This window comes from Buttiauxella sp. JUb87 (assembly GCF_004361975.1).
Lineage (GTDB): Bacteria > Pseudomonadota > Gammaproteobacteria > Enterobacterales > Enterobacteriaceae > Buttiauxella > Buttiauxella ferragutiae.
The window spans coordinates 802,314-825,651 of record NZ_SNVY01000002.1 but is presented as its reverse complement, the minus strand read 5'-3'; the positions used below and the strand labels follow the sequence as shown (position 1 = coordinate 825,651).

20 protein-coding genes are annotated in these 23,338 nt (G+C 50.1%); 13 read left to right on the top strand and 7 right to left on the bottom strand.

Going from position 1 to position 23,338, the window contains the following annotated elements; genetic code table 11:
- Positions 1-80: 80 nt before the first annotated feature.
- The 5 genes from accC to msrP all read right to left on the bottom strand — a co-directional run bounded on the left by accC (position 81) and on the right by msrP (position 4,223).
- On the bottom strand, positions 81-1,427 hold the full coding sequence (gene accC / locus EC843_RS12010; protein WP_064543029.1) for an acetyl-CoA carboxylase biotin carboxylase subunit: 1,347 nt from the start codon (positions 1,425-1,427) through the stop codon (positions 81-83).
- A 10-nt stretch (positions 1,428-1,437) separates the two neighbouring features.
- Positions 1,438-1,911 carry an acetyl-CoA carboxylase biotin carboxyl carrier protein gene (gene accB / locus EC843_RS12005; protein WP_064543031.1) on the bottom strand — a complete coding sequence of 158 codons (474 nt, stop codon included), beginning with the start codon at positions 1,909-1,911 and terminating at the stop codon, positions 1,438-1,440.
- 21 nt (positions 1,912-1,932) lie between these two features.
- A complete protein-coding gene (gene aroQ / locus EC843_RS12000; protein ID WP_034459855.1) occupies positions 1,933-2,385 on the bottom strand; it encodes a type II 3-dehydroquinate dehydratase in 453 nt (150 codons plus the stop codon).
- Positions 2,386-2,617: 232 nt separating this feature from the next.
- On the bottom strand, positions 2,618-3,217 hold the full coding sequence (msrQ, locus tag EC843_RS11995) for a protein-methionine-sulfoxide reductase heme-binding subunit MsrQ (RefSeq protein ID WP_064543033.1): 600 nt from the start codon (positions 3,215-3,217) through the stop codon (positions 2,618-2,620).
- A gap of 1 nt (position 3,218) precedes the next feature.
- Entirely contained in the window at positions 3,219-4,223 is a 1,005-nt protein-coding gene (gene msrP, locus EC843_RS11990) for a protein-methionine-sulfoxide reductase catalytic subunit MsrP (RefSeq protein WP_064543035.1), read from the bottom strand.
- A 284-nt stretch (positions 4,224-4,507) separates the two neighbouring features.
- Here msrP and csrD point away from each other — a divergent pair, with 284 nt between their 5' ends.
- The 8 genes from csrD to tldD all read left to right on the top strand — a co-directional run bounded on the left by csrD (position 4,508) and on the right by tldD (position 16,811).
- Complete coding sequence (gene csrD / locus EC843_RS11985; protein WP_133522287.1) at positions 4,508-6,448, top strand: RNase E specificity factor CsrD; 1,941 nt, start codon at positions 4,508-4,510, stop codon at positions 6,446-6,448.
- Positions 6,449-6,756: 308 nt separating this feature from the next.
- Complete coding sequence (gene mreB / locus EC843_RS11980) at positions 6,757-7,800, top strand: rod shape-determining protein MreB (RefSeq protein ID WP_034498906.1); 1,044 nt, start codon at positions 6,757-6,759, stop codon at positions 7,798-7,800.
- Between the two features lie 67 nt (positions 7,801-7,867).
- Entirely contained in the window at positions 7,868-8,872 is a 1,005-nt protein-coding gene (mreC, locus tag EC843_RS11975; RefSeq protein ID WP_064543039.1) for a rod shape-determining protein MreC, read from the top strand.
- Complete coding sequence (mreD, locus tag EC843_RS11970) at positions 8,872-9,360, top strand: rod shape-determining protein MreD (RefSeq protein ID WP_034459838.1); 489 nt, start codon at positions 8,872-8,874, stop codon at positions 9,358-9,360. Before mreC ends, mreD begins: the two co-directional genes overlap by 1 nt.
- Positions 9,361-9,368: 8 nt before the next feature.
- Positions 9,369-9,962 carry a nucleoside triphosphate pyrophosphatase gene (locus EC843_RS11965; protein ID WP_064543040.1) on the top strand — a complete coding sequence of 198 codons (594 nt, stop codon included), beginning with the start codon at positions 9,369-9,371 and terminating at the stop codon, positions 9,960-9,962.
- Positions 9,952-11,421 carry a ribonuclease G gene (gene rng, locus EC843_RS11960; RefSeq protein WP_064543042.1) on the top strand — a complete coding sequence of 490 codons (1,470 nt, stop codon included), beginning with the start codon at positions 9,952-9,954 and terminating at the stop codon, positions 11,419-11,421. Before EC843_RS11965 ends, rng begins: the two co-directional genes overlap by 11 nt.
- Positions 11,422-11,480: 59 nt before the next feature.
- Positions 11,481-15,281: an AsmA2 domain-containing protein YhdP gene (gene yhdP / locus EC843_RS11955; RefSeq protein ID WP_133522286.1), complete on the top strand. Its 3,801-nt coding sequence runs from the start codon at positions 11,481-11,483 to the stop codon at positions 15,279-15,281.
- 84 nt (positions 15,282-15,365) lie between these two features.
- Entirely contained in the window at positions 15,366-16,811 is a 1,446-nt protein-coding gene (tldD, locus tag EC843_RS11950; protein ID WP_064543046.1) for a metalloprotease TldD, read from the top strand.
- Between the two features lie 17 nt (positions 16,812-16,828).
- Here tldD and aaeR read toward each other — a convergent pair whose 3' ends face one another.
- Complete coding sequence (gene aaeR / locus EC843_RS11945) at positions 16,829-17,776, bottom strand: HTH-type transcriptional activator AaeR (RefSeq protein ID WP_064543048.1); 948 nt, start codon at positions 17,774-17,776, stop codon at positions 16,829-16,831.
- A gap of 159 nt (positions 17,777-17,935) precedes the next feature.
- Here aaeR and aaeX point away from each other — a divergent pair, with 159 nt between their 5' ends.
- From aaeX to EC843_RS11920, 5 genes are all read left to right on the top strand, one after another.
- Positions 17,936-18,139: a p-hydroxybenzoic acid efflux pump operon protein AaeX gene (gene aaeX / locus EC843_RS11940; RefSeq protein ID WP_034498893.1), complete on the top strand. Its 204-nt coding sequence runs from the start codon at positions 17,936-17,938 to the stop codon at positions 18,137-18,139.
- A gap of 7 nt (positions 18,140-18,146) precedes the next feature.
- Complete coding sequence (gene aaeA / locus EC843_RS11935) at positions 18,147-19,079, top strand: p-hydroxybenzoic acid efflux pump subunit AaeA (RefSeq protein ID WP_064543049.1); 933 nt, start codon at positions 18,147-18,149, stop codon at positions 19,077-19,079.
- Between the two features lie 12 nt (positions 19,080-19,091).
- The gene (gene aaeB / locus EC843_RS11930) at positions 19,092-21,053 is read left to right on the top strand and encodes a p-hydroxybenzoic acid efflux pump subunit AaeB (protein WP_121814805.1); all 1,962 of its coding nucleotides are present in this window, start codon (positions 19,092-19,094) and stop codon (positions 21,051-21,053) included.
- 73 nt (positions 21,054-21,126) lie between these two features.
- The gene (locus tag EC843_RS11925) at positions 21,127-22,581 is read left to right on the top strand and encodes an NAD-dependent succinate-semialdehyde dehydrogenase (protein WP_064543053.1); all 1,455 of its coding nucleotides are present in this window, start codon (positions 21,127-21,129) and stop codon (positions 22,579-22,581) included.
- Positions 22,582-22,622: 41 nt separating this feature from the next.
- Positions 22,623-22,895: a hypothetical protein gene (locus tag EC843_RS11920; RefSeq protein ID WP_064543055.1), complete on the top strand. Its 273-nt coding sequence runs from the start codon at positions 22,623-22,625 to the stop codon at positions 22,893-22,895.
- A 68-nt stretch (positions 22,896-22,963) separates the two neighbouring features.
- Here the strand turns inward: EC843_RS11920 and yhcN are convergent, their stop codons facing one another.
- Positions 22,964-23,230 carry a peroxide/acid stress response protein YhcN gene (yhcN, locus tag EC843_RS11915; protein ID WP_064543057.1) on the bottom strand — a complete coding sequence of 89 codons (267 nt, stop codon included), beginning with the start codon at positions 23,228-23,230 and terminating at the stop codon, positions 22,964-22,966.
- Positions 23,231-23,338: the final 108 nt, after the last annotated feature.

Here is a 23,338-nt window from a genome sequence, read left to right as displayed (position 1 = left end):
ACGCATAGCGAGAAGATGGGGATCAAAAAAGAAAAAGGCCGGAGAACCGGCCTTATCACGATGTTACTTCTTGAGAAAACTTAGTCCTGAAGACCCAGTTTTTTCTCCAGATAGTGGATGTTAGTTCCACCGTGCTGGAAGTTTTCATCGTTCATGATGCGAGTCTGCAAATCAACGTTGGTTTTGATGCCATCGATGATCAGTTCAGCCAAAGCATTTTTCATGCGAGAAATCGCGACTTCACGCGTTTCACCGAAGCAGATCAGTTTGCCAATCATGGAATCATAATACGGCGGTACGGTGTAACCGGCGTAAATGTGTGATTCCCAACGCACACCAAAACCACCTGGCGCATGGAAGCGAGTGATTTTGCCTGGGCTTGGCAGGAAGGTATTCGGGTCTTCGGCGTTGATACGGCATTCTACCGCATGGCCTTTAACATGAACGTCTTCTTGCTTGATAGACAGTGGCTGGCCTGCAGCAATGCGCAGCTGTTCTTTAATCAGGTCAACGCCGGTGATCATTTCTGTTACCGGGTGCTCAACCTGAATACGGGTGTTCATTTCAATGAAGTAGAACTCACCGTTTTCGAACAGGAACTCGAAAGTACCTGCACCGCGATAGTTGATATCAACACAGGCTTTAGCGCAGCGTTCGCCGATGAATTTACGCAGTTCCGGCGTGATGCCCGGTGCTGGCGCTTCTTCAACCACTTTCTGGTGACGACGCTGCATAGAGCAGTCGCGTTCTGCCAGGTAAACCGCTTTGCCCTGGCCGTCAGCCAATACCTGAATCTCGATATGGCGTGGGTTTTCCAGGTATTTTTCCATATAGACCATGTCGTTGTTGAAAGCAGCTTTCGCTTCCGCACGGGTCATATTAATGGATTGTTCCAGATCGGCATCGCTACGTACGACACGCATACCACGACCGCCGCCACCGCCAGACGCTTTGATAATAACCGGGTAGCCAATGCGTTTAGCATGAGCACGGTTTTTATCCATATCGCCGTCAAGAGGGCCGTCAGAGCCTGGTACGCAAGGTACGCCAGCTTTCTTCATTGCGTTGATTGCAGACACTTTATCGCCCATCAGACGAATAGTTTCAGCACGCGGGCCAATGAAGATGAAGCCTGAACGTTCAACTTGCTCGGCAAAGTTGGCGTTTTCAGACAAGAAGCCATAACCCGGGTGAATCGCAACTGCACCAGTAATTTCTGCTGCAGAGATGATTGCCGGGATATTCAGATAGCTTTTTACCGACGGAGCGGGACCGATACAAACAGTTTCATCCGCCAGTAATACGTGTTTTAAATCGCGATCCGCAGTGGAGTGCACAGCGACAGTCTTGATACCCAGTTCTTTACAGGCACGAAGAATACGCAGAGCAATCTCGCCACGGTTAGCGATGACAATTTTATCCAGCATAATCGCCTCGTTACTCGATGACGACCAGCGGCTCGTCAAATTCAACCGGTTGGCCATTCTCAACCAGGATGGCTTTCACCACACCGGCTTTGTCAGCTTCGATCTGGTTCATCATTTTCATTGCTTCAACGATACACAGAGTGTCGCCAACGTTAACCTTCTGGCCAACTTCAACAAATGACTTAGCATCCGGGCTTGGGGTGCGGTAGAAAGTACCGACCATTGGGGAACGCACGATGTGACCACTGATTTCAGCAGCCGCTGGTGCTTCTGCCGGAGCGGCAGGTGCAACAACGTTAGACAGGCCAGGTTGCGGCTGTGGCTGGTACATTGGAGCAGCATAAGCCTGTTGCATCATTGGGTAACCGGTGTTTGCCGGTGCACGACTGATGCGTACAGATTCTTCGCCCTCAGAAATTTCCAGTTCAGAAATGCCTGATTCTTCAACCAGCTCGATCAGTTTTTTAATCTTACGAATATCCATGAGTGGGTTCCGTACTCTTGTTTAGATGGATTTTGACAAGCGTTTTACCGCCGTCTGTAGTGCATATGAATAGCCGTCAGCGCCTAATCCGCAGATGACACCAACCGCTTTATCAGAAAGATATGAATGATGGCGGAACGGTTCGCGCGCATGCACATTGCTCAGATGGATCTCAATAAACGGAATATCTACCGCTAATAAGGCATCACGCAGTGCAACGCTCGTATGAGTAAACGCGGCCGGATTAATCAGAATAAAATCGACAGTGTCTTTAGCCTGATGAATTCGGTCGATCAATTCATATTCCGCGTTGGATTGCAGGTGGCTGAACGAGACATTTAGCGTTTTTGCTTCTTCTTCGAGCGAGTTAACAATTTGGGCTAAAGTCAGCGTGCCGTACTTCTCAGGCTCACGTGTTCCCAGCATGTTAAGATTCGGGCCGTTCAAAAGCAAAATGTGAAAATTAGCCGACATCGTGCTGCCATCTCCTGCAATTTGTAGGTATTTTACAAAATATACCTAAGTTGCTCGGTTGTCACCTTCAGAGCCAGAAAATGGCCTGTCAGAAAAACCAAAGTCGCACATTATAACGATTTCGTAGCAATTGGCAGCTAAATACTGGTCTTATCAGGGAAGATGATCAACTCATATCCCTAAACGGGGCCGGGTTGATCACTTTTCTGCGGGGAACAACACATATCTTTCGTTAACGCCGCCACTGACGGAATTTCTTGTAGCGTAAGGCCAGAAGGATGATTGCGCCCAGAGCATACAGCAATGGTTGCGGTGAGATAACCTTTACTGACCACAGATAATGAATCGGGGCAAGGATAGCGACCAGATAGACGAAGTTATGCAGCTTTTGCCAGCGTGGCCCCAATTTTCGTTGTAACGACTGCGTAGATGTTGCTGCCAATGATAGCAGTACCAACCAGCTGATTATTCCTAAAGTTAAATACGGGCGCGTGACCAGTTCCCGGCCAAGTAGCGCCAGATTGTTGATGCCCAATTCCAACATGGCGTAGCTGACTAAATGAAGTGTGGCCCACGCAAAACACCATAATCCTAACAACCGACGGGTTCGAATCAGCAGCGGCTGCTTCCCGTATCGCGCCAACGGTGTGACTAGCAGCGTTGCCAGCAACAGTTTAAGCGCCATTCTGCCGGTAAAATGCTGGATATCCTTTGCCGGGTCGGCACTTAAAAGCCCCTGGTTTGCAGCATAAAACAACCAGACAAAAGGTAAGAAGGCCGCGAGATGCAGTACGACTTTAAGACAGGTTATCTGTTTTGCGGTTAATCGCACTTTAGAAATTCTCCTTCAGATTCAAGCCGCGGTATAGCGATCCGACCTGGTCGGCATAACCATTAAACAGCAGCGTCGGCTGGCGTTTTACATCCAGTACCCCACCTGATCCGATAAATCGCTCACTGGCTTGCGACCAGCGTGGGTGGTCAACATTTGGGTTTACGTTGGCATAAAATCCGTATTCATTAGGTGCTGCCATATTCCAGGTGGTAGGCGGTAACTCGCTAACCAGTTTGATACTGACAATCGACTTTATTCCTTTAAAGCCGTATTTCCATGGCACGGTGAGTCGTATCGGTGCACCGTTTTGCGGTGGCAACGCTTTCCCGTAAACGCCGACCGTAAGTAGAGTCAGAGGGTGCATTGCTTCATCAAGACGCAATCCTTCGACGTAGGGATATTTCAACCCGCCACCGATAAAACGGTCCTTCTGCCCGGGCATTTGTTCCGGGTCGTAAAGCGTTTCGAAGGCGACATATTTTGCTTTGCTGGTGGGCTCGACTAGCGCGAGCAGTTTACTGAGTGGGAAACCTATCCACGGCACCACCATCGACCAGGCTTCGACACAACGCATCCGATAAATACGCTGTTCCAGTGGGAATTTCTTATAAAGATCGTCAAGGTCAAGTGTTTGTGGTTTTGCCACCTCACCGCTAATTGTGATTTTCCACGGATCGGTCTTTAAGCTTCCGGCATTGGCTGCTGGGTCGGCCTTATCAAGGCCAAATTCGTAGAAATTGTTGTAACCCGTCACTTTGTCTTCTGGGGTCATGGCGAGTTTTGCCTGCCATTGTTCAGGCTGGCTAAATTGCAGGGGTTTTCCCGATGGCGCGGGTGGCCTGTCGTTCCCTTTAAACCAGGAGAGAATATCAGCATGGGCAGTTTGAGGAAGCGAGAGAGCCGCGGCACTGATGCCCAGCGCTTTCAGCACCTGGCGGCGTTTCAGCATAAAAACCGATTCGGGTGTGACATCTGCTTCCGTAAAGCGGGTTACTTTTTTCATCTTGTTCTCCGGCATGGCTTTATAGGCTAAGCATGACGGAGAACGCTGAACCCTGCGAATATGTCACAAAAAATTGAAACTTAAAGAAGGGATAGGTTTCGTTGCGGTTGCGTTAATGGGATACCTGCCGATGAAGGCTATACTTGAATTTCGGTGTATTTACGTATCCTTTGCAACAAAGGATAAGAATCTGTTCACCGTGTTTGCCTGAATTGCTCTTTTACTATGTAATGCCGCATCAAGTCAGGCTGGTCTTATCTTCACCAAACGGAGTTAACTCAAGGATGCGATTAACGACGAAACTTTCTGCTTTTATGACGTTGCTGACTGGCCTCGCTATTTTTGTGACGCTCGTGGGTTGTTCATTAAGCTTCTTTAATGCGATGCATTTTAAAGTTCATCAGCGTGTGGTGGCGGTTGCCACAATCATTGATAACGATTTGGTTTCAAGCTCTCCAGAAGAACTGATCAATCGCCTCAACGAAGTGATGGTGCCCATTGATATCACCGAGGTGAAATTCAAAATAGGCGGCAACACGGTTTACCAACATCAGTTGAGCCAATCCTACCGTTTACTGGGCAATAGCTACAGTTTTCGTACCGTGACTGTTGAGTTAATGAAGCATCCGGGGATGTTCCTCTCTCTCACCTATCGGGATCCTGTCGCGAATTACTACAACTCACTTTTCACTACCGTTCCACTTTCTATCACGGTTGGCTTCATGCTTATCGTGCTGTTTTTTGCTATCCGCTGGATGAAAAAGCAGCTCGCCGGGCAAGAGTTACTGGAGAACCGGGCGCGACGGATTCTGAACGGTGAAAGAGGCGTTGAGGTGCGCGGATCGGTACTGGAATGGCCTCCGAAAGCCAGTAGCGCTTTGGACTTGTTGCTTTCCGATCTGCAAAACGCGAACGATCAACGCAGCAGAATGGACACCTTGATTCGTGCTTTTGCGGCGCAGGATGCGAAAACAGGCCTGAATAATCGTCTGTTTTTTGATAATCAACTGGCGACGTTGCTGGATGAACAAGAGCAAGTGGGCGCGCATGGTGTAGTGATGATCATCCGTCTGCCCGATTTTGACACCCTGCATGAAACATGGGGGCGCGCGGCGGTAGAGGAGTACTTATTTACCCTCATCAATCTGTTGTCGACATTTGTGATGCGTTATCCCGGCGCATTACTGGCACGTTATTTCCGCAGCGATTTTGCCGTTTTGTTACCTCATCGCACATTAAAAGAAGCCGATAGTATTGCCAGCCAGTTGCTGAAAGCCGTTGATACCTTGCCGCCAACCCGAATGCTCGACCGCAATGACATGATGCATATCGGTATTTGTGCATGGCGTAGCGGGCAAACCAAAGAGCAGGTGATGGAGAACGCGGAAGTCGCGACGCGTAATGCTTCGTTGCAAGGGGCGAACAGTTGGTCGGTCTATGACGATAGTTTGCCGGAAAAAGGGCGCGGCAATGTGAAATGGCGTACGCTCATTGAGCAAGTGTTACAGCGCGGTGGCCCACGCTTCTATCAAAAACCGGCGGTAATGCGTAATGGCTACGTACATCATCGTGAAATCATGTGTCGGATTTTTGACGGCGAACAAGAAGTGCTGGCGGCAGAATATTTGCCGATGGTGAAGCAGTTTGGTTTAGCGGAACAATATGACCGGCAAACCATCGCCCGATTGTTACCTTTAGCCGGTTTCTGGCCCGAAGAAACACTGGCTATTCAGGTGTCTGTAGAATCACTGATTCGCGCTCCGTTCCAGCGTTGGTTGCGTGATGCGTTGATGCAGTCAGAAAAATCGCTTCGACGACGTATTCTTTTTGAACTTGCAGAGGCAGATGTCTGTCAACACATCAGCCGTTTGCAGCCTGTGATTCGCTTGATTAAAGCTTTGGGTACTCGTATTGCTGTCTCCCAGGCGGGTTTGACCGTAGTGAGCGCTTCTTATATTAAGGAGTTGGATGTGGAGTTGATAAAGCTGCATCCGGGGCTCGTGCGAAACATTGAGAAACGAACTGAAAATCAGTTGTTTGTACAGAGCCTGGTTGAGGCCTGTAATGGGACTCAGACGCAAGTTTTTGCGGTCGGAGTCAGAACGCGAAGTGAATGGCAGACACTGGTGGAGAAAGGCGTGGCGGGTGCTCAAGGTGATTTTTTTGCGGCATCTCAACCACTAGACAGCAACGTGAAAAAATATTCGCAAAGATACTCGGTTTAACCTGCCGTTTATGAATATTTCACGTAGAATAACGCGCGCTGCATCTCAAGGGGGCTAATACGCCTGCTGACCAGATTGTTGAAGCATGAAATGAACCCGGTTTGCTTCCTTGCACTGTTCGTTTAACCTACAGCGTTTGTTTGTTTCCTCGGCAGTTCGAGGATAAACGTGTCGAAAGTGTATTAGTCGTAGTAAACTGCACAATTTTTCACCATTGCAGAACATTTTTGCGCCTTGTCGCTGCAATGAGTGGTTGGTAAAGTAAGCGGATTTTGTTTCCGCCCCAGCTTTCAGGATTATCCCTTAGTATGTTGAAAAAATTTCGTGGCATGTTTTCCAATGACCTGTCCATTGACCTGGGTACCGCGAATACCCTGATTTATGTGAAAGGACAAGGCATCGTACTGAATGAGCCATCTGTCGTGGCTATTCGCCAGGATCGTGCCGGTTCACCTAAAAGTGTTGCGGCTGTCGGCCATGATGCTAAACAGATGCTGGGTCGTACCCCCGGCAACATCGCAGCTATCCGTCCGATGAAAGATGGCGTTATTGCCGATTTCTTCGTGACCGAAAAAATGCTGCAACACTTCATCAAACAAGTGCATAGCAACAGCTTTATGCGCCCAAGCCCACGCGTACTGGTTTGTGTGCCAGTTGGCGCAACTCAAGTTGAACGTCGCGCGATTCGTGAATCTGCGCAAGGTGCAGGTGCTCGTGAAGTCTTCTTAATTGAAGAACCAATGGCTGCGGCTATCGGTGCTGGCCTGCCAGTTTCTGAAGCAACCGGTTCAATGGTTGTGGATATCGGTGGTGGTACAACTGAAGTTGCCGTTATTTCTCTGAACGGCGTGGTTTACTCCTCTTCCGTACGTATCGGTGGTGACCGCTTCGACGAAGCCATCATTAATTATGTGCGTCGTAACTACGGTTCACTGATTGGTGAAGCCACTGCTGAACGTATCAAACACGAAATCGGTTCTGCTTACCCAGGCGATGAAGTGCTTGAAATCGAAGTGCGTGGCCGTAACCTGGCTGAGGGTGTTCCACGCGGCTTTACCCTGAATTCCAATGAAATCCTCGAAGCCCTGCAAGAGCCATTGACGGGGATCGTGAGTGCGGTGATGGTTGCACTGGAGCAGTGCCCACCAGAGCTGGCGTCCGATATCTCTGAGCGCGGTATGGTTCTGACTGGTGGTGGCGCATTGCTGCGTAACCTTGACCGTCTGCTGATGGAAGAAACAGGCATTCCGGTAGTAGTTGCAGAAGATCCATTGACTTGCGTAGCCCGTGGCGGTGGCAAGGCACTGGAGATGATCGACATGCACGGCGGCGACTTGTTCAGCGAAGAGTAATCAGCCGCACGTAAGGGGCAGTCATCAAGACTGCCCTTTCTTGCTGGCCCTGGAATACGCATAGCCTATGAAGCCAATTTTTAGCCGTGGCCCTTCGTTACAGTTTCGCCTGATTTTGGCGGTGCTGGTGGCGATTGGTGTAATGATTGCCGATAGTCGCCTGGGTACGTTCAGTCAGATTCGAACGTATATGGATACTGCCGTCAGCCCTTTCTATTTTGTCTCAAATGGTCCCCGTGAATTGCTCGACAGCGTCTCGCAAACACTGGCATCACGCGACCAGCTAGAACTCGAAAATCGTGCACTGCGTCAGGAATTGATCCTGAAAAACAGCGAATTACTGATGATGGGTCAATATCGTCAGGAAAACGCACGCCTGCGCGAACTGCTTGGCTCACCGTTGCGTCAGGACGAGCAAAAAATGGTGACTCAGGTTATCTCTACCGTTAACGATCCTTACAGTGACCAGGTGGTTATTGATAAAGGCAGCGTGAACGGCGTCTATGAAGGTCAACCCGTCATCAGTGATAAAGGTGTCGTAGGTCAGGTTGTCGCGGTGGCGAAACTCACTAGCCGTGTTTTACTGATTTGTGATGCTACCCATGCGCTGCCTATTCAGGTACTGCGTAATGACATCCGCATTATCGCGGCGGGTAACGGCTGTACTGACGATCTGCAACTGGAACATTTACCGGCTAATACTGATATTCGCGTAGGCGATGTATTGGTGACATCTGGTTTGGGTGGCCGCTTCCCGGAAGGCTATCCTGTGGGCGTCGTTTCTTCAGTGAAGCTTGATACTCAGCGCGCATACACGGTTATTCAGGCTCGTCCGACTGCTGGCTTACAACGTCTGCGTTATTTGCTGCTGTTGTGGGGCGCGGATCGCGAAGGGAAAACCCCGATGCCGCCTGATGAAGTTCATCGCGTGGCGAATGAGCGCTTGATGCAAATGATGCCGCAGGTTTTACCAGCGGCTGATTCTGTCGGGCCACCAGCTCCGGTTCCTCCTCCGGCAACGGGTATTACGACTCCTGCCCCTGCTGCACCAGCAAGCCTGGGAGGGCAGTAGTGGGTAGTTACCGTAGCCAGGGCCGTTGGGTCATCTGGCTTTCTTTCCTCGTCGCCTTGTTGTTACAAGTCATGCCATGGCCTGACGATTTAAAAATCTATCGTCCTGACTGGGTATTACTGATCCTGCTGTACTGGATTCTGGCTCTGCCACACCGCGTAAATGTAGGCACAGGTTTTGTGGTGGGTGCCATACTGGATTTAATCAGCGGCTCTACCCTTGGCGTGCGCGCATTATCTCTGAGCATCGTTGCTTATCTGGTGGCGTTAAAGTACCAGCTATTCCGCAATCTCGCGCTTTGGCAACAGGCTTTGGTGGTTATGCTGTTGTCATTGATGACAGATGTCATTGTTTTCTGGTCTGAATTTTTAGTTATCAATGTCTCTTTCCGCCCAGAAATTTTCTGGAGCAGCGTGGTCAATGGTGTACTGTGGCCATGGATATTCTTGTTGATGCGTAAAATTCGCCAACAATTTGCAGTGCAATAGGATTGAACATGACATCTTTGTATCTGGCATCCGGCTCCCCGCGTCGTCAGGAATTACTGACTCAGTTGGGTGTGTCGTTTGAGCGCATCATTACTGATGTAGAAGAACAGCGTCTTAGCCATGAAAGCGCACAGCAGTATGTCGTGCGCCTGGCGCGTGATAAAGCGCGGGCGGGCGTTGCGCTCGCGCAACATGACTTACCTGTTCTGGGTGCCGATACGATTGTTATCTACAATGGCAAGGTGTTGGAAAAACCTAAAGATGAACAACACGCTGCTGAGATGTTGCGTATGTTATCCGGGAATCAGCACCAGGTAATGACGGCTGTTGCGCTGGCAGACCGTGAATCTTTGCTGGATTGTCTGGTAACGACTGAAGTGACTTTTCGTGCATTATCAGAACAGGATATCGCGGGTTATGTGGCCTGCGGTGAACCGATGGATAAAGCAGGTGCATACGGTATTCAAGGGCTTGGTGGCTGTTTTGTCAGGAAGATTAATGGCAGCTATCATGCAGTAGTCGGTTTACCGCTTGTTGAAACTTATGAATTGCTGAGTAATTTTCACGCATTGCGTGATGGACGAGGAAAACATGACGGCTGAATTATTAGTCAACGTGACGCCATCGGAAACTCGGGTGGCTTACATTGATGGTGGAATACTGCAAGAGATTCACATTGAACGCGAAGCACGCCGCGGGATCGTAGGGAATATCTACAAAGGTCGTGTAAGCCGGGTGCTTCCCGGGATGCAGGCGGCATTTGTAGATATTGGCCTTGATAAGGCAGCGTTTCTTCACGCTTCTGACATCATGCCGCATACCGAATGTGTGGCGGGAGAAGAGCAGAAAAATTTCACCGTACGCGATATCTCCGAGTTGGTGCGTCAGGGCCAGGACTTAATGGTTCAAGTGGTGAAAGACCCGCTGGGAACCAAAGGTGCTCGTTTGACTACCGATATCACGCTGCCATCTCGTTATTTGGTCTTTATGCCAGGAGCTTCCCACGTTGGCGTATCCCAGCGCATTGAAAGTGAAGCCGAGCGTGAACGTCTTAAACGTGTAGTGAATGCGTATTGCGATGAGCAAGGCGGATTTATTATTCGCACCGCAGCTGAAGGCGTATGCGAAGACGATTTAGCTTCAGATGCGGCTTACCTCAAGCGTGTCTGGACCAAAGTCAGCGAGCGCAAAAAACGTAACAAAACCCGCTGCCAACTTTACGGTGAATTAGCACTGGCGCAGCGCGTACTGCGTGATTTTGCCGATGCCGCACTTGACCGAATTCGTGTCGACTCCCGTCTGACTTACGACATGCTGCTGGAGTTTACCGCAGAATACATGCCGGAAATGCACAACAAAATCGAACACTACAGCGGTCGCCAGCCTATTTTTGATTTGTTCGACGTTGAGAACGAAATCCAACGTGCGCTGGAGCGAAAAGTTGAGCTGAAATCAGGTGGTTACCTGGTTATCGACCAGACTGAAGCGATGACGACTGTGGATATCAATACCGGGGCTTTCGTTGGCCACCGCAATCTTGATGACACCATTTTCAATACCAATATTGAAGCGACACAGGCGATAGCTCGCCAGTTACGTTTGCGTAATCTCGGCGGCATAATCATTATTGATTTCATCGATATGAGTAATGAAGACCATCGCCGACGCGTGCTGCACTCCCTCGAGCAGGCATTGAGTAAAGATCGCGTGAAAACCAGTATTAATGGTTTCTCACAGCTTGGGCTGGTTGAGATGACACGCAAACGCACGCGTGAAAGTGTTGAACATGTGCTTTGCAACGATTGTCCAACTTGCCATGGTCGCGGTACGGTGAAAACGGTTGAAACGGTGTGTTATGAAATTATGCGTGAAATTGTGCGCGTGCATCATGCTTATGATTCCGACCGTTTCCTGGTTTACGCATCACCAGCTGTGGGGGAAGCGCTGAAAAGCGAAGAGTCCCATTCATTGGCAGAAGTGGAAATTTTTGTCGGCAAGCAAGTCAAAGTTCAGATCGAGCCGCTCTATAATCAAGAGCAATTCGACGTCGTTATGATGTAACTCGCTGCACGGATAGTGCAGATTTGAGTTCCGCTCCGGCGGCAAACAAGGAGATTTTCGTGAGGCGACTGCCCGGCATTCTGCTGATCACTGGCGCAACGTTGATCGTTATCGTCGCACTGCTGGTGAGTGGTTTGCGGCTGGTTTTGCCGCACCTCGATGCCTGGCGTCCAGCGCTGCTCGAAAGAATTGAAGCCATGACGGGTACCCCCGTCGATGCCAGCCAGATCCAGGCCAACTGGGAAAACTATGGCCCAACGCTTGATGTCCGCGATATCAAAGCGGGCTTGAAAGATGGTGGTGAGATGAGCGTGAAACGTGTCACGTTGGCGCTCGATCTCTGGCAAAGTATTTTGCACGCCCGCTGGCAGTTCCGTGACCTCACTTTTTACCAATTGCAGGTGCGCACCAATACCCCGTTAAGTCGAAACAAAGGGGATAGCAAACTCGAGCCGGGTAAAATCAGCGATCTCTTTTTACGCCAGTTCGATCACTTTGATCTTCGCGACAGTTCCCTTAGTTTCCTGACGATTTCCGGCCAGCGCGCCGAACTCGCCATTCCACAACTCACCTGGCTTAACTCCAAAAACCGTCACCGCGCCGAAGGGCTGGTCAGCTTATCGAGCTTTAACGGCCAACACGGCGTGGCGAAAGTACGCATGGATCTGCGTGACGAAAATGGCTTATTGAACATCGGTAAAGTCTGGCTACAGGCTGAAAATGTTGATATGAAACCGTGGCTTGGTCGTTGGATGGAAGACAATATCGACTTGCAGACCGCTGAGTTTACCCTCGAAGCCTGGATGGATATCAAAGCGGGTGATATTTCAGGTGGCAACGTCTGGTTGAAGCAAGGTGGTGCCAGCTGGGCTGGGAAAAACACCGGGCATCAGATGTCGGTTGATAATTTGATGGCACGTGTCAATCGTTCTGCTGCGGGCTGGGATATTGCCATTCCATCGACCAATATCACCCTTGATGGTAAAACCTGGCCCAAAGGTTCTTTATCACTGGCGTGGGTTGCTCCGCAAAATGTTGGTGGAAAAGAGAGTACGCGCAGCGATGAGTTACGTGTACGTGCCACTAATATGGAGCTGGAAAGCTTCACCGGTTTGTTACCGATTGCAGAGAAGATTTCACCGGATTTCGGTGAAATCTGGAACACGCTGCAACCACGCGGGCACATTGATGTGCTGGCCGTGGATATTCCTCTTCAGCAGACCGAAAACACTCGTATGCAAGGGCGCTGGAAGGACGTTAGCTGGAAGCAATGGAAAATGTTACCCGGCGTCGAACACTTCTCGGGGTCGGTCACCGGTGGTGTCGGGCACGGGCAGCTTAATGCGCAGGTTATTGACGCCAAAATGCCATACGTGGGCGTATTCCGTGCCCCGCTGGAAGTTGAACGAGCCGTTGCCACGCTCGAATGGCAGAAGAATGCCGCGGGTTTCCAGCTTGATGGCAAAAATCTGGATGTGAAAGCCCGTTCTGTCTGGGCTGCGGGTGACTTCCGCTACTATCAGCCGACAGGCGATGAACCCTGGTTGGGGATTTTAGCCGGAATTAGTACGCATAATGGCGGTGATGCCTGGCGTTACTTCCCTGAAAACCTGATGGGAAAACAGCTGGTTGATTACCTCAGCGGTGCGATACAAGGTGGCGAGTCCGATAACGCGACGCTAGTGTATGGCGGCAATCCGCGTCTTTTCCCTTATGTGCATAACGAAGGTCAGTTCCAGGTCTACGTCCCGCTGTATAACGCTAAATTTGCCTTCCAGCCTGACTGGCCAGCATTAGACAACTTGAATATTAGTCTGGATTTCATCAATAACGGTTTGTGGATGAAATCGGATGAAGTGAAACTGGGTGGTGTGACCGGGCGTAATCTGACGGCAAATATTCCGGATTACAAAAAGCAAAAGCTGTTAGTCGATTCTGACATCAGTGGCCCGGGCAGTGCGGTTGGGCCGTATTTCAAAGAAACTCCGCTCAAAGATTCTCTGTCTGCTGCACTGGATGAACTCCAGATTGGCGGCGATGTGAATGCTCGCTTACATCTGGATATCCCGCTGAACGGTAAAATGACTACCGCTTCGGGCGATGTTCAGCTCAAGAACAATACCTTGTTGATTAAACCGCTCTCCAGCACGTTGAGTAACCTGAGCGGTAAGTTCAGCTTTGTGAATGGTGATTTGCAAAGTGAACCGTTAAAAGCCACCTGGTTTAACCAACCGATTGGCATTGATTTCAATACTAAAACGGGCGTGAAAGACTACCAGATTGGCGTCAATTTGCTGGGCGACTGGCAGCCGACAAAAATGGGTATTATCCCTGAACCCATCAGCAAAGAATTGAGTGGCAATGTCCCGTGGAAAGGCGATGTAGCGATTACGCTTCCTTATCGCGGAGAACCGAATTACCAGATCAACGTCGCCGCAGACTTGAAGAATGTGAGCAGTCACTTACCTGCTCCTGTCGATAAATCAGCGGGGCAAGCGCTACCGTTGAATGTCGCGGTGAAAGGAAATCTCGATAGTTTCGATCTGACGGGTAACTCCGGTGCGAAAAATCATTTCTCCAGCCGTTGGCTACTGAATAAAAAGCTCACTCTTGACCGGGCAATTTGGGCAACCAATAGCCAAACCGTTCCTCCATTACCTGATAACTCCGGCTTAGAACTGGATCTTCCGGCGATGGATGGTGCGCAATGGTTGGCGTTGTTTAGCCATGGAGCGGTGGAAAGCGTGGGGAACTCGGCATCATTCCCAACTAACGTCACACTGCGCACGCCTTCGCTGACGTTTGCTGGCCAGCAATGGAACAACCTGAGTCTGGTTTCCCAGGCCATTACGAATGGCACGCGCGTCGAAGCGCAGGGGCGTGAAGTGAATGGCTCGTTGACGATACAAAACAATGCACCGTGGCGTGCAGCAATCAAGTATCTCTATTTCAACCCTGACTGGGGTAATAGCAAAGCCAAATCGACCAGTGCTTCACCGTTGGAAGGCAATGAAGCGATTGATTTCCGTGAATGGCCTGATTTACAACTTCGCTGTGGCGAGTGTTGGCTTTGGGGGCAAAAATATGGCCGTATTGACGGTGATTTCGCCGTCAAAGGAAACACGCTACAACTGGAAAACGGGTTAATCGATGCCGGATTTGCAAAGCTTACCGCCAGCGGTGTGTGGGTGAATAACCCGGCAGAAGAACGCACGTCTTTAAAAGGTAAACTACACGGCAAAAAACTTGATGCTGCGACCAACTTCTTTGGCGTCAAAACGCCGATTCAAGGCTCATCGTTTGATGCAGACTATGATTTACACTGGCGTGATAAACCGTGGCAGCCGCAGCTTGCCTCATTAAACGGTATTCTTCATATCAAATTAGGCAAAGGGCAAATTGCTGATCTGGGTACAGGCCACGCCGGACAATTGCTGCGTTTAGTCAGTGTCGATGCGTTGATGCGTAAACTGCGTTTCGACTTCAGCGACACCTTTGGTGAAGGTTTCTACTTTGATTCCATCCGTAGTACCGCCTGGATTAAAGACGGGGTTCTGAACAGCGATGATACGCTGGTGGACGGACTGGAAGCCGATATTGGCATGAAAGGCTCGGTCGATTTAGTTCAGCGTCGACTTGATGTTGAAGCTGTTATTGCACCAGAAATTTCTGCCACCGTCGGCGTGGCAACGGCATTCGTGGTGAACCCAATCATCGGTGCCGCGGTATTCGCCGCCAGCAAAGTGTTAGGGCCGCTATGGAGCAAAATATCTGTACTGCGCTACCACATCACAGGATCGGTCGATAAACCGCAAATCAATGAAGTGCTCCGCCAGCCAAGGCTGAAAGAGGCTAAGTGATTTGACGTGCGCGGTTAATTGCCGCAAGCTCAATAGATATGCCTTTAGGGCACCCAACTTGTTTGTAAAAAGAGTAGCGAAACGATGAGTCTGAACCTGGTAAGTGAGCAGTTGCTGTCTGCGAATGGCTTAACCCATCAAGATCTGTTTTCCATTTTGGGACAATTGTCCGAGCGCCGACTCGACTACGGAGATCTCTATTTCCAGTCCAGTTATCACGAATCCTGGGTGCTGGAAGATCGCATCATTAAAGATGGTTCTTACAACATCGATCAGGGTGTTGGCGTGCGCGCCGTGAGCGGCGAGAAAACCGGTTTTGCCTATGCCGACCAGGTCAGCTTGTTGGCGCTGGAACAAAGTGCTCATGCCGCACGAAGCATCGTGCAGGAAAAAGGGAATGGCCGGGTTCAAACATTAGGTGCCGTGCAGCATAGCGCGCTCTATACCAGTGCCGACCCTCTGCAAAGCATGACGCGTGAAGAGAAACTCGACATCCTGAAACGCGTTGATAGCGTTGCCCGTGCGGCAGACGCCCGCGTCCAGGAAGTGACTGCCAGCCTGACGGGCGTTTATGAATTGATTCTGGTCGCGGCAACTGACGGGACTCTGGCGGCTGACGTTCGCCCGCTAGTGCGCTTGTCTGTCAGCGTTCAGGTTGAAGATAACGGCAAACGCGAGCGCGGCTCAAGTGGCGGCGGCGGTCGTTTCGGTTATGAATATTTCCTCGAAACCGTTGATGGTGAAGTTCGTGCAGATGCCTGGGCGAAAGAAGCAGTGCGTATGGCTTTAGTGACCCTTTCTGCGGTGGCAGCACCAGCAGGCATGTTCCCGGTAGTGCTTGGCGCGGGCTGGCCAGGTGTTTTGCTGCATGAAGCGGTGGGGCACGGTCTTGAAGGTGATTTTAACCGTCGTGGCACTTCCGTGTTCAGTGGCCAGATAGGCCAATTGGTTGCTTCAGAATTGTGTACTGTTGTCGATGACGGCACCATGGCGAACCGCCGTGGCTCTGTTGCAATTGACGATGAAGGTGTGCCTGGCCAATACAACGTATTGATCGAAAACGGTGTGCTGAAAGGCTACATGCAGGACAAACTCAATGCTCGTCTGATGGGCGTTGCGCCAACCGGTAATGGCCGTCGTGAATCTTACGCGCACCTGCCGATGCCACGCATGACCAATACCTACATGCTGGCGGGAAAATCGACTCCACAAGAGATTATCGAATCGGTTGAATACGGGATCTACGCTCCGAACTTTGGCGGCGGGCAAGTGGATATCACCTCCGGCAAGTTTGTGTTCTCAACTTCTGAAGCGTATCTCATCGAAAATGGCAAAGTGACCAAACCAGTGAAAGGCGCAACGCTGATTGGTTCCGGTATTGAAACTATGCAGCAGATTTCTATGGTCGGTAACGATCTGGCGCTGGATAACGGTGTCGGTGTCTGCGGCAAAGAGGGGCAGAGCCTGCCTGTCGGTGTCGGCCAGCCAACGCTCAAAGTCGATAACCTGACGGTTGGCGGCACAGCGTAAAACAATGACAGCCGGGTTTACTCCCGGCTGTTTTCTATCGCACGTCCTTTCTTATCTCGTACCCCTTGATAGAGGTGCGAAACCTTCACGAAATATTCAGTCAGGTAGTTAATGCAGACCTGTACTTTCAACGGCAACTTATCTTTTTCCGTATACAACGCGTATACCGGGCGCGGGTCGGATTGATAACTCGGCAGTAAGATCTCAAGCGTTCCGTCATTGATCTCATCGATCACCCACATCAACGGGACATAAGCGATACCAGCCCCCACTTTTAGCCAGCGACTTAATGTCATGGGATCATTGGTCACGAAGCGCCCTTGCGGGATCATCCGCGTCGTCAGCCCTTCAGGTGCTATCAACTCGAATTCATTATGCGGACGAATGCTGTATTCCAGCCACGAGTGACTGGCAAGATCGGCCGGCTTTTCCGGCGTGCCATTTTGCTGGAGATAACTTTTGGCGGCGCAAATCACCATAGGCATCGATCCGAGCCGCGTCGAGAACAGACTGGAATCCTGTAAAGCACCTACACGAATCACTACGTCCAGACCATCAGCGATCAGGTCGGGCGCGGGAATACCTGTCACCAGATTAACCGTTAACTCGGGGTACTCTTTGAGCATCTCGGCGGTCATGGACGCGAGGACATTTTGTGCCATAGTTGAAGAACTGCCGATACGCAGCGTACCAATTGGCGTGTTATTAAAAGCGTAGAGTTGCTCATGCACCTCTTGCGCTTCGTGCAGCATCTTGCGGCAGCCGAGGTAGTAGATTTTACCGGCCTCAGTCAGCCCGATGCTACGCGTGCTGCGGTTTAACAGCTTTACCTGTAACTCATCTTCAAGTTTGGAAACGGTTTGGCTGATGGACGATACGCTCATTTCCAGCTGCCTGGCCGTTGCGGTAAAAGAGCCAAGCTCGACCACTTTGGCAAACACCGACATGCGTTTAAGTCTTTCCATTGTTCACTCTGGCTTAAAAGTGATTTAGATCACACATTATAGATAACCCGCTAACAATTACGTTAATATATTATTACTAACACCACCCGTATCAGTCGTTAGCGCAGTATTTCTGGCAGCTCCTGGGTTGGTGTCTTCCGAATTTTCTGCAAGGTTAACATGAGTCTATTTCCCGTTATCGTGATATTCGGTCTTTCTTTTCCGCCGATATTCTTCGAGCTAATTCTTTCGCTGGCGCTGTTCTGGTTGGTTCGCCGTCTGCTGACTCCGACGGGAATTTATGATTTTGTCTGGCACCCGGCATTATTTAATACAGCGCTTTATTGCTGCCTGTTTTATCTAATCTCGCGCCTGTTTGTTTGAGGTTGATGTGAAAGCACTTACAAGAAAAATGACCCGCACGGCCATCACACTGATTTTGGTGCTGCTGGCTTTCATCGCTATCTTCCGTGCCTGGGTGTTTTATACCGAATCCCCGTGGACGCGTGATGCCCGCTTCACCGCAGATGTTGTCGCGATTGCTCCGGACGTATCGGGTTTAATCACTGACGTTAAAGTCCATGACAACCAACTGGTAAAGAAAGATCAGATTCTCTTCACCATCGATCAGCCACGTTATCAGAAAGCCCTGGAGCAAGCCCAGGCCGATGTCGCTTATTACCAGGTTTTGGCCGGGGAGAAACGCCGTGAAGCTGGGCGTCGTAATTCACTGGGCACCCAGGCGATGTCACGGGAAGAAATTGACCAATCTAACAACGTGCTACAAACCGTTCTGCATCAATTAGCAAAATCCGAAGCAACCCGTGATTTGGCTGCATTGGATTTGCAACGCACGATTATCCGCGCGCCTGCTGATGGTTGGATAACCAACCTGAATGTCTACTCTGGCGAGTTTATTACCCGTGGTTCCACGGCGGTAGCGTTGGTAAAACAGGGTAGTTTCTACATTCTGGCCTACATGGAAGAGACCAAGCTTGACGGTATTCGCCCAGGTTTCCGGGTACAAATCACGCCACTGGGCAGTAATCGCGTATTACGCGGCACGGTTGATAGCATTTCTGCCGGGGTGACTAACGCCAGCAGTACCAAAGATGCAAAAGGGATGGCGACGGTTGATTCAAACCTGGAATGGGTGCGTTTGGCACAGCGTGTGCCCGTGAGAATTCGTCTTGATGATCAGCAAGCTAACCTTTTCCCGGCGGGAACCACGGCCACGGTTGTTGTGACTGGCGATAAAGACAGAGATATCAACCACGATTCGGTATTCATTAAATTCATGCATCGTTTGCGTGAGTTCGGCTAAGCATAGGCTGACATGTATTTCATCTCGCACTTACATTTGCGCTTTGCCTTCAAGTTGGCGTTTGCCATCGTGTTGGCGGTGTTTGTTGGTTTCCATTTTCAACTGGAAACTCCGCGCTGGGCGGTGCTAACTGCGGCGATTGTAGCGGCTGGCCCGGCGTTTGCTGCTGGCGGTGAACCCTATTCAGGGGCGATTCGTTATCGCGGAATGCTGCGTATCATCGGTACTTTTATTGGCTGTATTGCCGCGCTGTTAATCATCACTTCAATGATTCGTGCACCTGTTGTGATGCTGTTGGTATGCTGTATTTGGGCTGGTTTTTGTACCTGGATTTCCTCGCTGGTTAAAGTTGAAAATTCCTACGCCTGGGGGCTTTCTGGCTACACGGCGTTAATCATTGTTATCACCATTCAAGCCAACCCGCTTGTCACCCCACAATTTGCGGTCGAGCGGTGTAGTGAGATTGTGATTGGTATTGTTTGCGCGATTCTTGCCGATTTAATTTTTTCCCCGCGTTCCATTAAGCAAGAAATTGATCGTGAGCTGGATAACCTGCTGGTGGACCACTATCGCCTGATGCAGTTGTGTATTGCTCATGGTGATAAAGAGGAAGTTGATAAGGCCTGGAGTGGCCTGGTGCGTCGCACTACCGCTCTGGAAGGGATGCGCGGGAATCTCAATATTGAATCCTCACGCTGGAATCGTGCTAATCGCCGCCTGAAAGCGATCAACTCGCTCTCGCTAACGCTTATCACCCAGGCTTGCGAAACATTTCTGATTCAAAACACGCGTCCGGAATATATGACTCCGGAATTCCGTATGTTGTTTGAGTTACCTGTAGAAACCGCTGCTGATGTTCATAAGCAGGTGAAAGTTATCCGCAGAGCCATTTCATACACTGGCGATAAAAATACACCCGCCACAATAAGCAGTTGGGTAGGCGCGTTCAGCCGCTATCTGTTGCTAAAACGTGGCGTTATCAGCAACACCCGTATTAGCGCGGTGGAAGAAGAGGTTTTGACCCAGGAAGTGGTCATCAAAGTGCAGTCTGCAGAAGGGCATCACGCGATGATAAACTTCTGGCGTACCACGATTTCCTGCATTCTTGGCTGCTTATTTTGGTTATGGACGGGCTGGACATCGGGCAGCGGTGCGATGGTTATGATTGCCGTTGTGACGTCGCTGGCGATGCGTTTACCCAATCCGCGCATGGTGGCGATTGATTTTCTGTACGGTACCATTGCCGCTTTGCCGCTCGGTGCGTTCTATTTTTTAGTGGTGATTCCGTCGACTCAGCAAAGTATGTTGCTGCTGTGCATCAGCCTTGCATTGCTGGGTTTCTTTATGGGCATTGAAGTACAAAAGCGCCGCTTAGGGTCGATGGGGGCATTGGCAAGTACCATCAATATTATCGTTTTAGATAACCCAATGACGTTTCATTTCAGCTCGTTTTTGGACAGCGCATTGGGGCAAATAGTGGGTTGTTTCCTGGCGATGATGGTTATCTTGCTTATCCGCGATAATTCAAAAGAGCGCACGGGCCGCACGCTGCTTAATCAATTTGTTTCTGCGGCAGTTTCTGCGCTGACCACCAACAAAGCGCGCCGTAAAGAAAACCATCTGCCAGCGCTCTATCAGCAGCTTTTCTTACTGCTCAATATGTTCCCGGGTGATATCGATCGTTACCGCCTGGCGCTGACATTGATTATCGCGCACCAGCGATTACGTGATGCACCGATCCCGGTGAATGATGATCTCTCAGCATTCCATCGCCAGTTGCGAAACACGGCTGATAAGCTTACTTCGGCATCAAGTGATGATAAAAAACAGCGCTACTTCAAACAATTATTGGAGGAGCTGGATATTTACCAGGAGAAATTGCGTGTTTGGGAGGCGCCGCTACAAGTCACCGAACCGGTGAAACGGCTGGCGCATGTGTTGCATAAATACCAGCACGCCCTGATAAATGCCTAACCCGAGCCGACGCCTGCGTCGGCTTTTTTGTATCTATACTTATTGGATGCGCAATTCATAACGGGAGAAAATTATGACAAATCAGGCACTCCAGGATAGTGAATTATTTAACACGGGTTATCTGGTCAATGGTGAATGGCACAAGCTGAACGAAACCTTCGACGTTCTCAATCCTGCCACCGGTGAAGTTGTCGCTAAAGTCGCAAAAGCAGGCAAAAAGGAAGCTGAAGATGCGATTGCCGCAGCCGCTAAAGCTTTTCCTGCATGGCGTGCAAAAACCGCCAAAGAACGTTCAACCATCCTCTACCGTTGGTTCCAGTTAATTATTGAGAACAAAGCCTGGCTCGGGCGCTTAATGACCACCGAACAAGGCAAGCCGCTGAAAGAGGCGGAAGGTGAGGTTGAGTACGCCGCAAGTTTTATCCAGTGGTTCGCTGAACAGGCCAAACGGGCAAATGGTGAAATTATCCCTCCAGCCAAACCTGGATCACGCATTCTGGCAACCCGCGAGCCAATTGGTGTTGTCGCGGCAATTACTCCGTGGAATTTCCCCATGGCGATGCTGACACGCAAACTCGGCCCGGCGCTTGCTGCGGGTTGTACTGGCGTGATTAAACCAGCTAACAACACACCACTATCAGCCTTTGCCTTACTGGCGCTGGCAAAAAAAGCCGGGGTACCTGATGGGGTATTAAATGCCGTCGCAGGGAACACGCAAGAAATTAGCGACGCGATAATGGCGAGCCACGCGGTTCGTAAAATTTCGTTTACCGGTTCTACGGCAGTTGGCAAAACATTAGTGCGCAACGCCGCGGAAACCATGAAGAAAGTGTCGATGGAATTAGGCGGTAATGCGCCTTATATCGTCTTTGATGACGCGGATATCGACGACGCAGTGAAAGGGGCCATTGCTAACAAATTCCGTAATGCAGGCCAGGTCTGCGTTAGCGTGAATCGTTTCTTTATTCAGGACGGTGTTTATGACCAGTTCGTGAATAAACTGGCCGATGCGGTTAAGGCACTGAAAGTCGGTAACGGCCTGGAAGAGGGCGTGGTTGTCGGGCCATTAATTGAAAAATCCGCAGTCGATAAAGTACGTGAGCATATCGAAGATGCTATCGCACAAGGTGGCAAAGTGCTGGTGGGAGGTAAGAGCCATGCGTTGGGGGGCAACTTCTGGCAGCCCACGGTGATTGTCGATGCCAGCGATGAAATGAAACTGGCACATGAAGAAACCTTCGGGCCACTCGCTGCTTGCTTCCGTTTTAAAACGGAAGGGGAAGTTATTGAGCGGGCGAATAATACGCCATTTGGTTTGGCAGCATACTTCTATACTCAAAATCTATCGCGTGTATTCCGCGTTTCGCAAGCACTTGAAAGTGGGATGATTGGTATTAACGAATGTGCGGTGTCGACTGAGTTGGGGCCGTTTGGCGGAGTGAAAGAATCTGGACTAGGGCGAGAAGGCTCGGTACTGGGCCTGGATGAGTTTCTGGAAGTCAAAACCTTGCATATTGGCGGGCTGTAGAAGCTCAAAAGATAAGAGTGCTCTGGTTAAGGTGGCAAGTAATGAAAAAATACACCTTTGATTTTAGTCAGATAGAAGATCAGCCGGGATTCTATCGTCACTTTATCCAGGTATTTCAACTTGAGAAAAAACAGGTTCACGATCTCGATAGTTTATGGGATGTCGTCGTTGGAGGCATCTTACCTCTCCCGGTGGAAATAGAATTTGTTCACCTGCCGGAGATGCAAAGACGGCGCTACGGGGCGTTGATTTTGCTTTTCGACGAAGCAGAAGAGGAACTGGAAGGGCAATTGCGTTTCAACGTACGTGGTTAACCATGATGTTAGGGCATAAAAAAGCCCCCGCGAGCGGGGGCAAAGCCGTCAGTTTTGACGACGAGGGTTTATTTATACAGTTCAGCGGTAGCGTGCCATGCATCGCCACTACGTGCTTCGGTAATACGATATGCCGATGCACCTTCTTTAGTCGCTTTCTGTGATAATTCCTGACGCATATCCATTGGTGCACTGCCAACCTGGCTGACAGAAATGCTACCCATAGATTGCATGTTTTGTGCTTGTTCGCTGTTTACCTGATGTGCGGCTGCGTTAGCGCCGAAAGAGATAACAGAGAAAAGGCTCAGTGCTGCGATAGTTAATTTGGTTTTCATAATCTTTACTCCTGAATGGTTTTCTCAACGACCGGAAGGGCTAAACTGCTTTATTGTTCTTGGGGCCGTTGTCTGGATTATCGTTGTATTGCTTTTGCTTATTGCTAC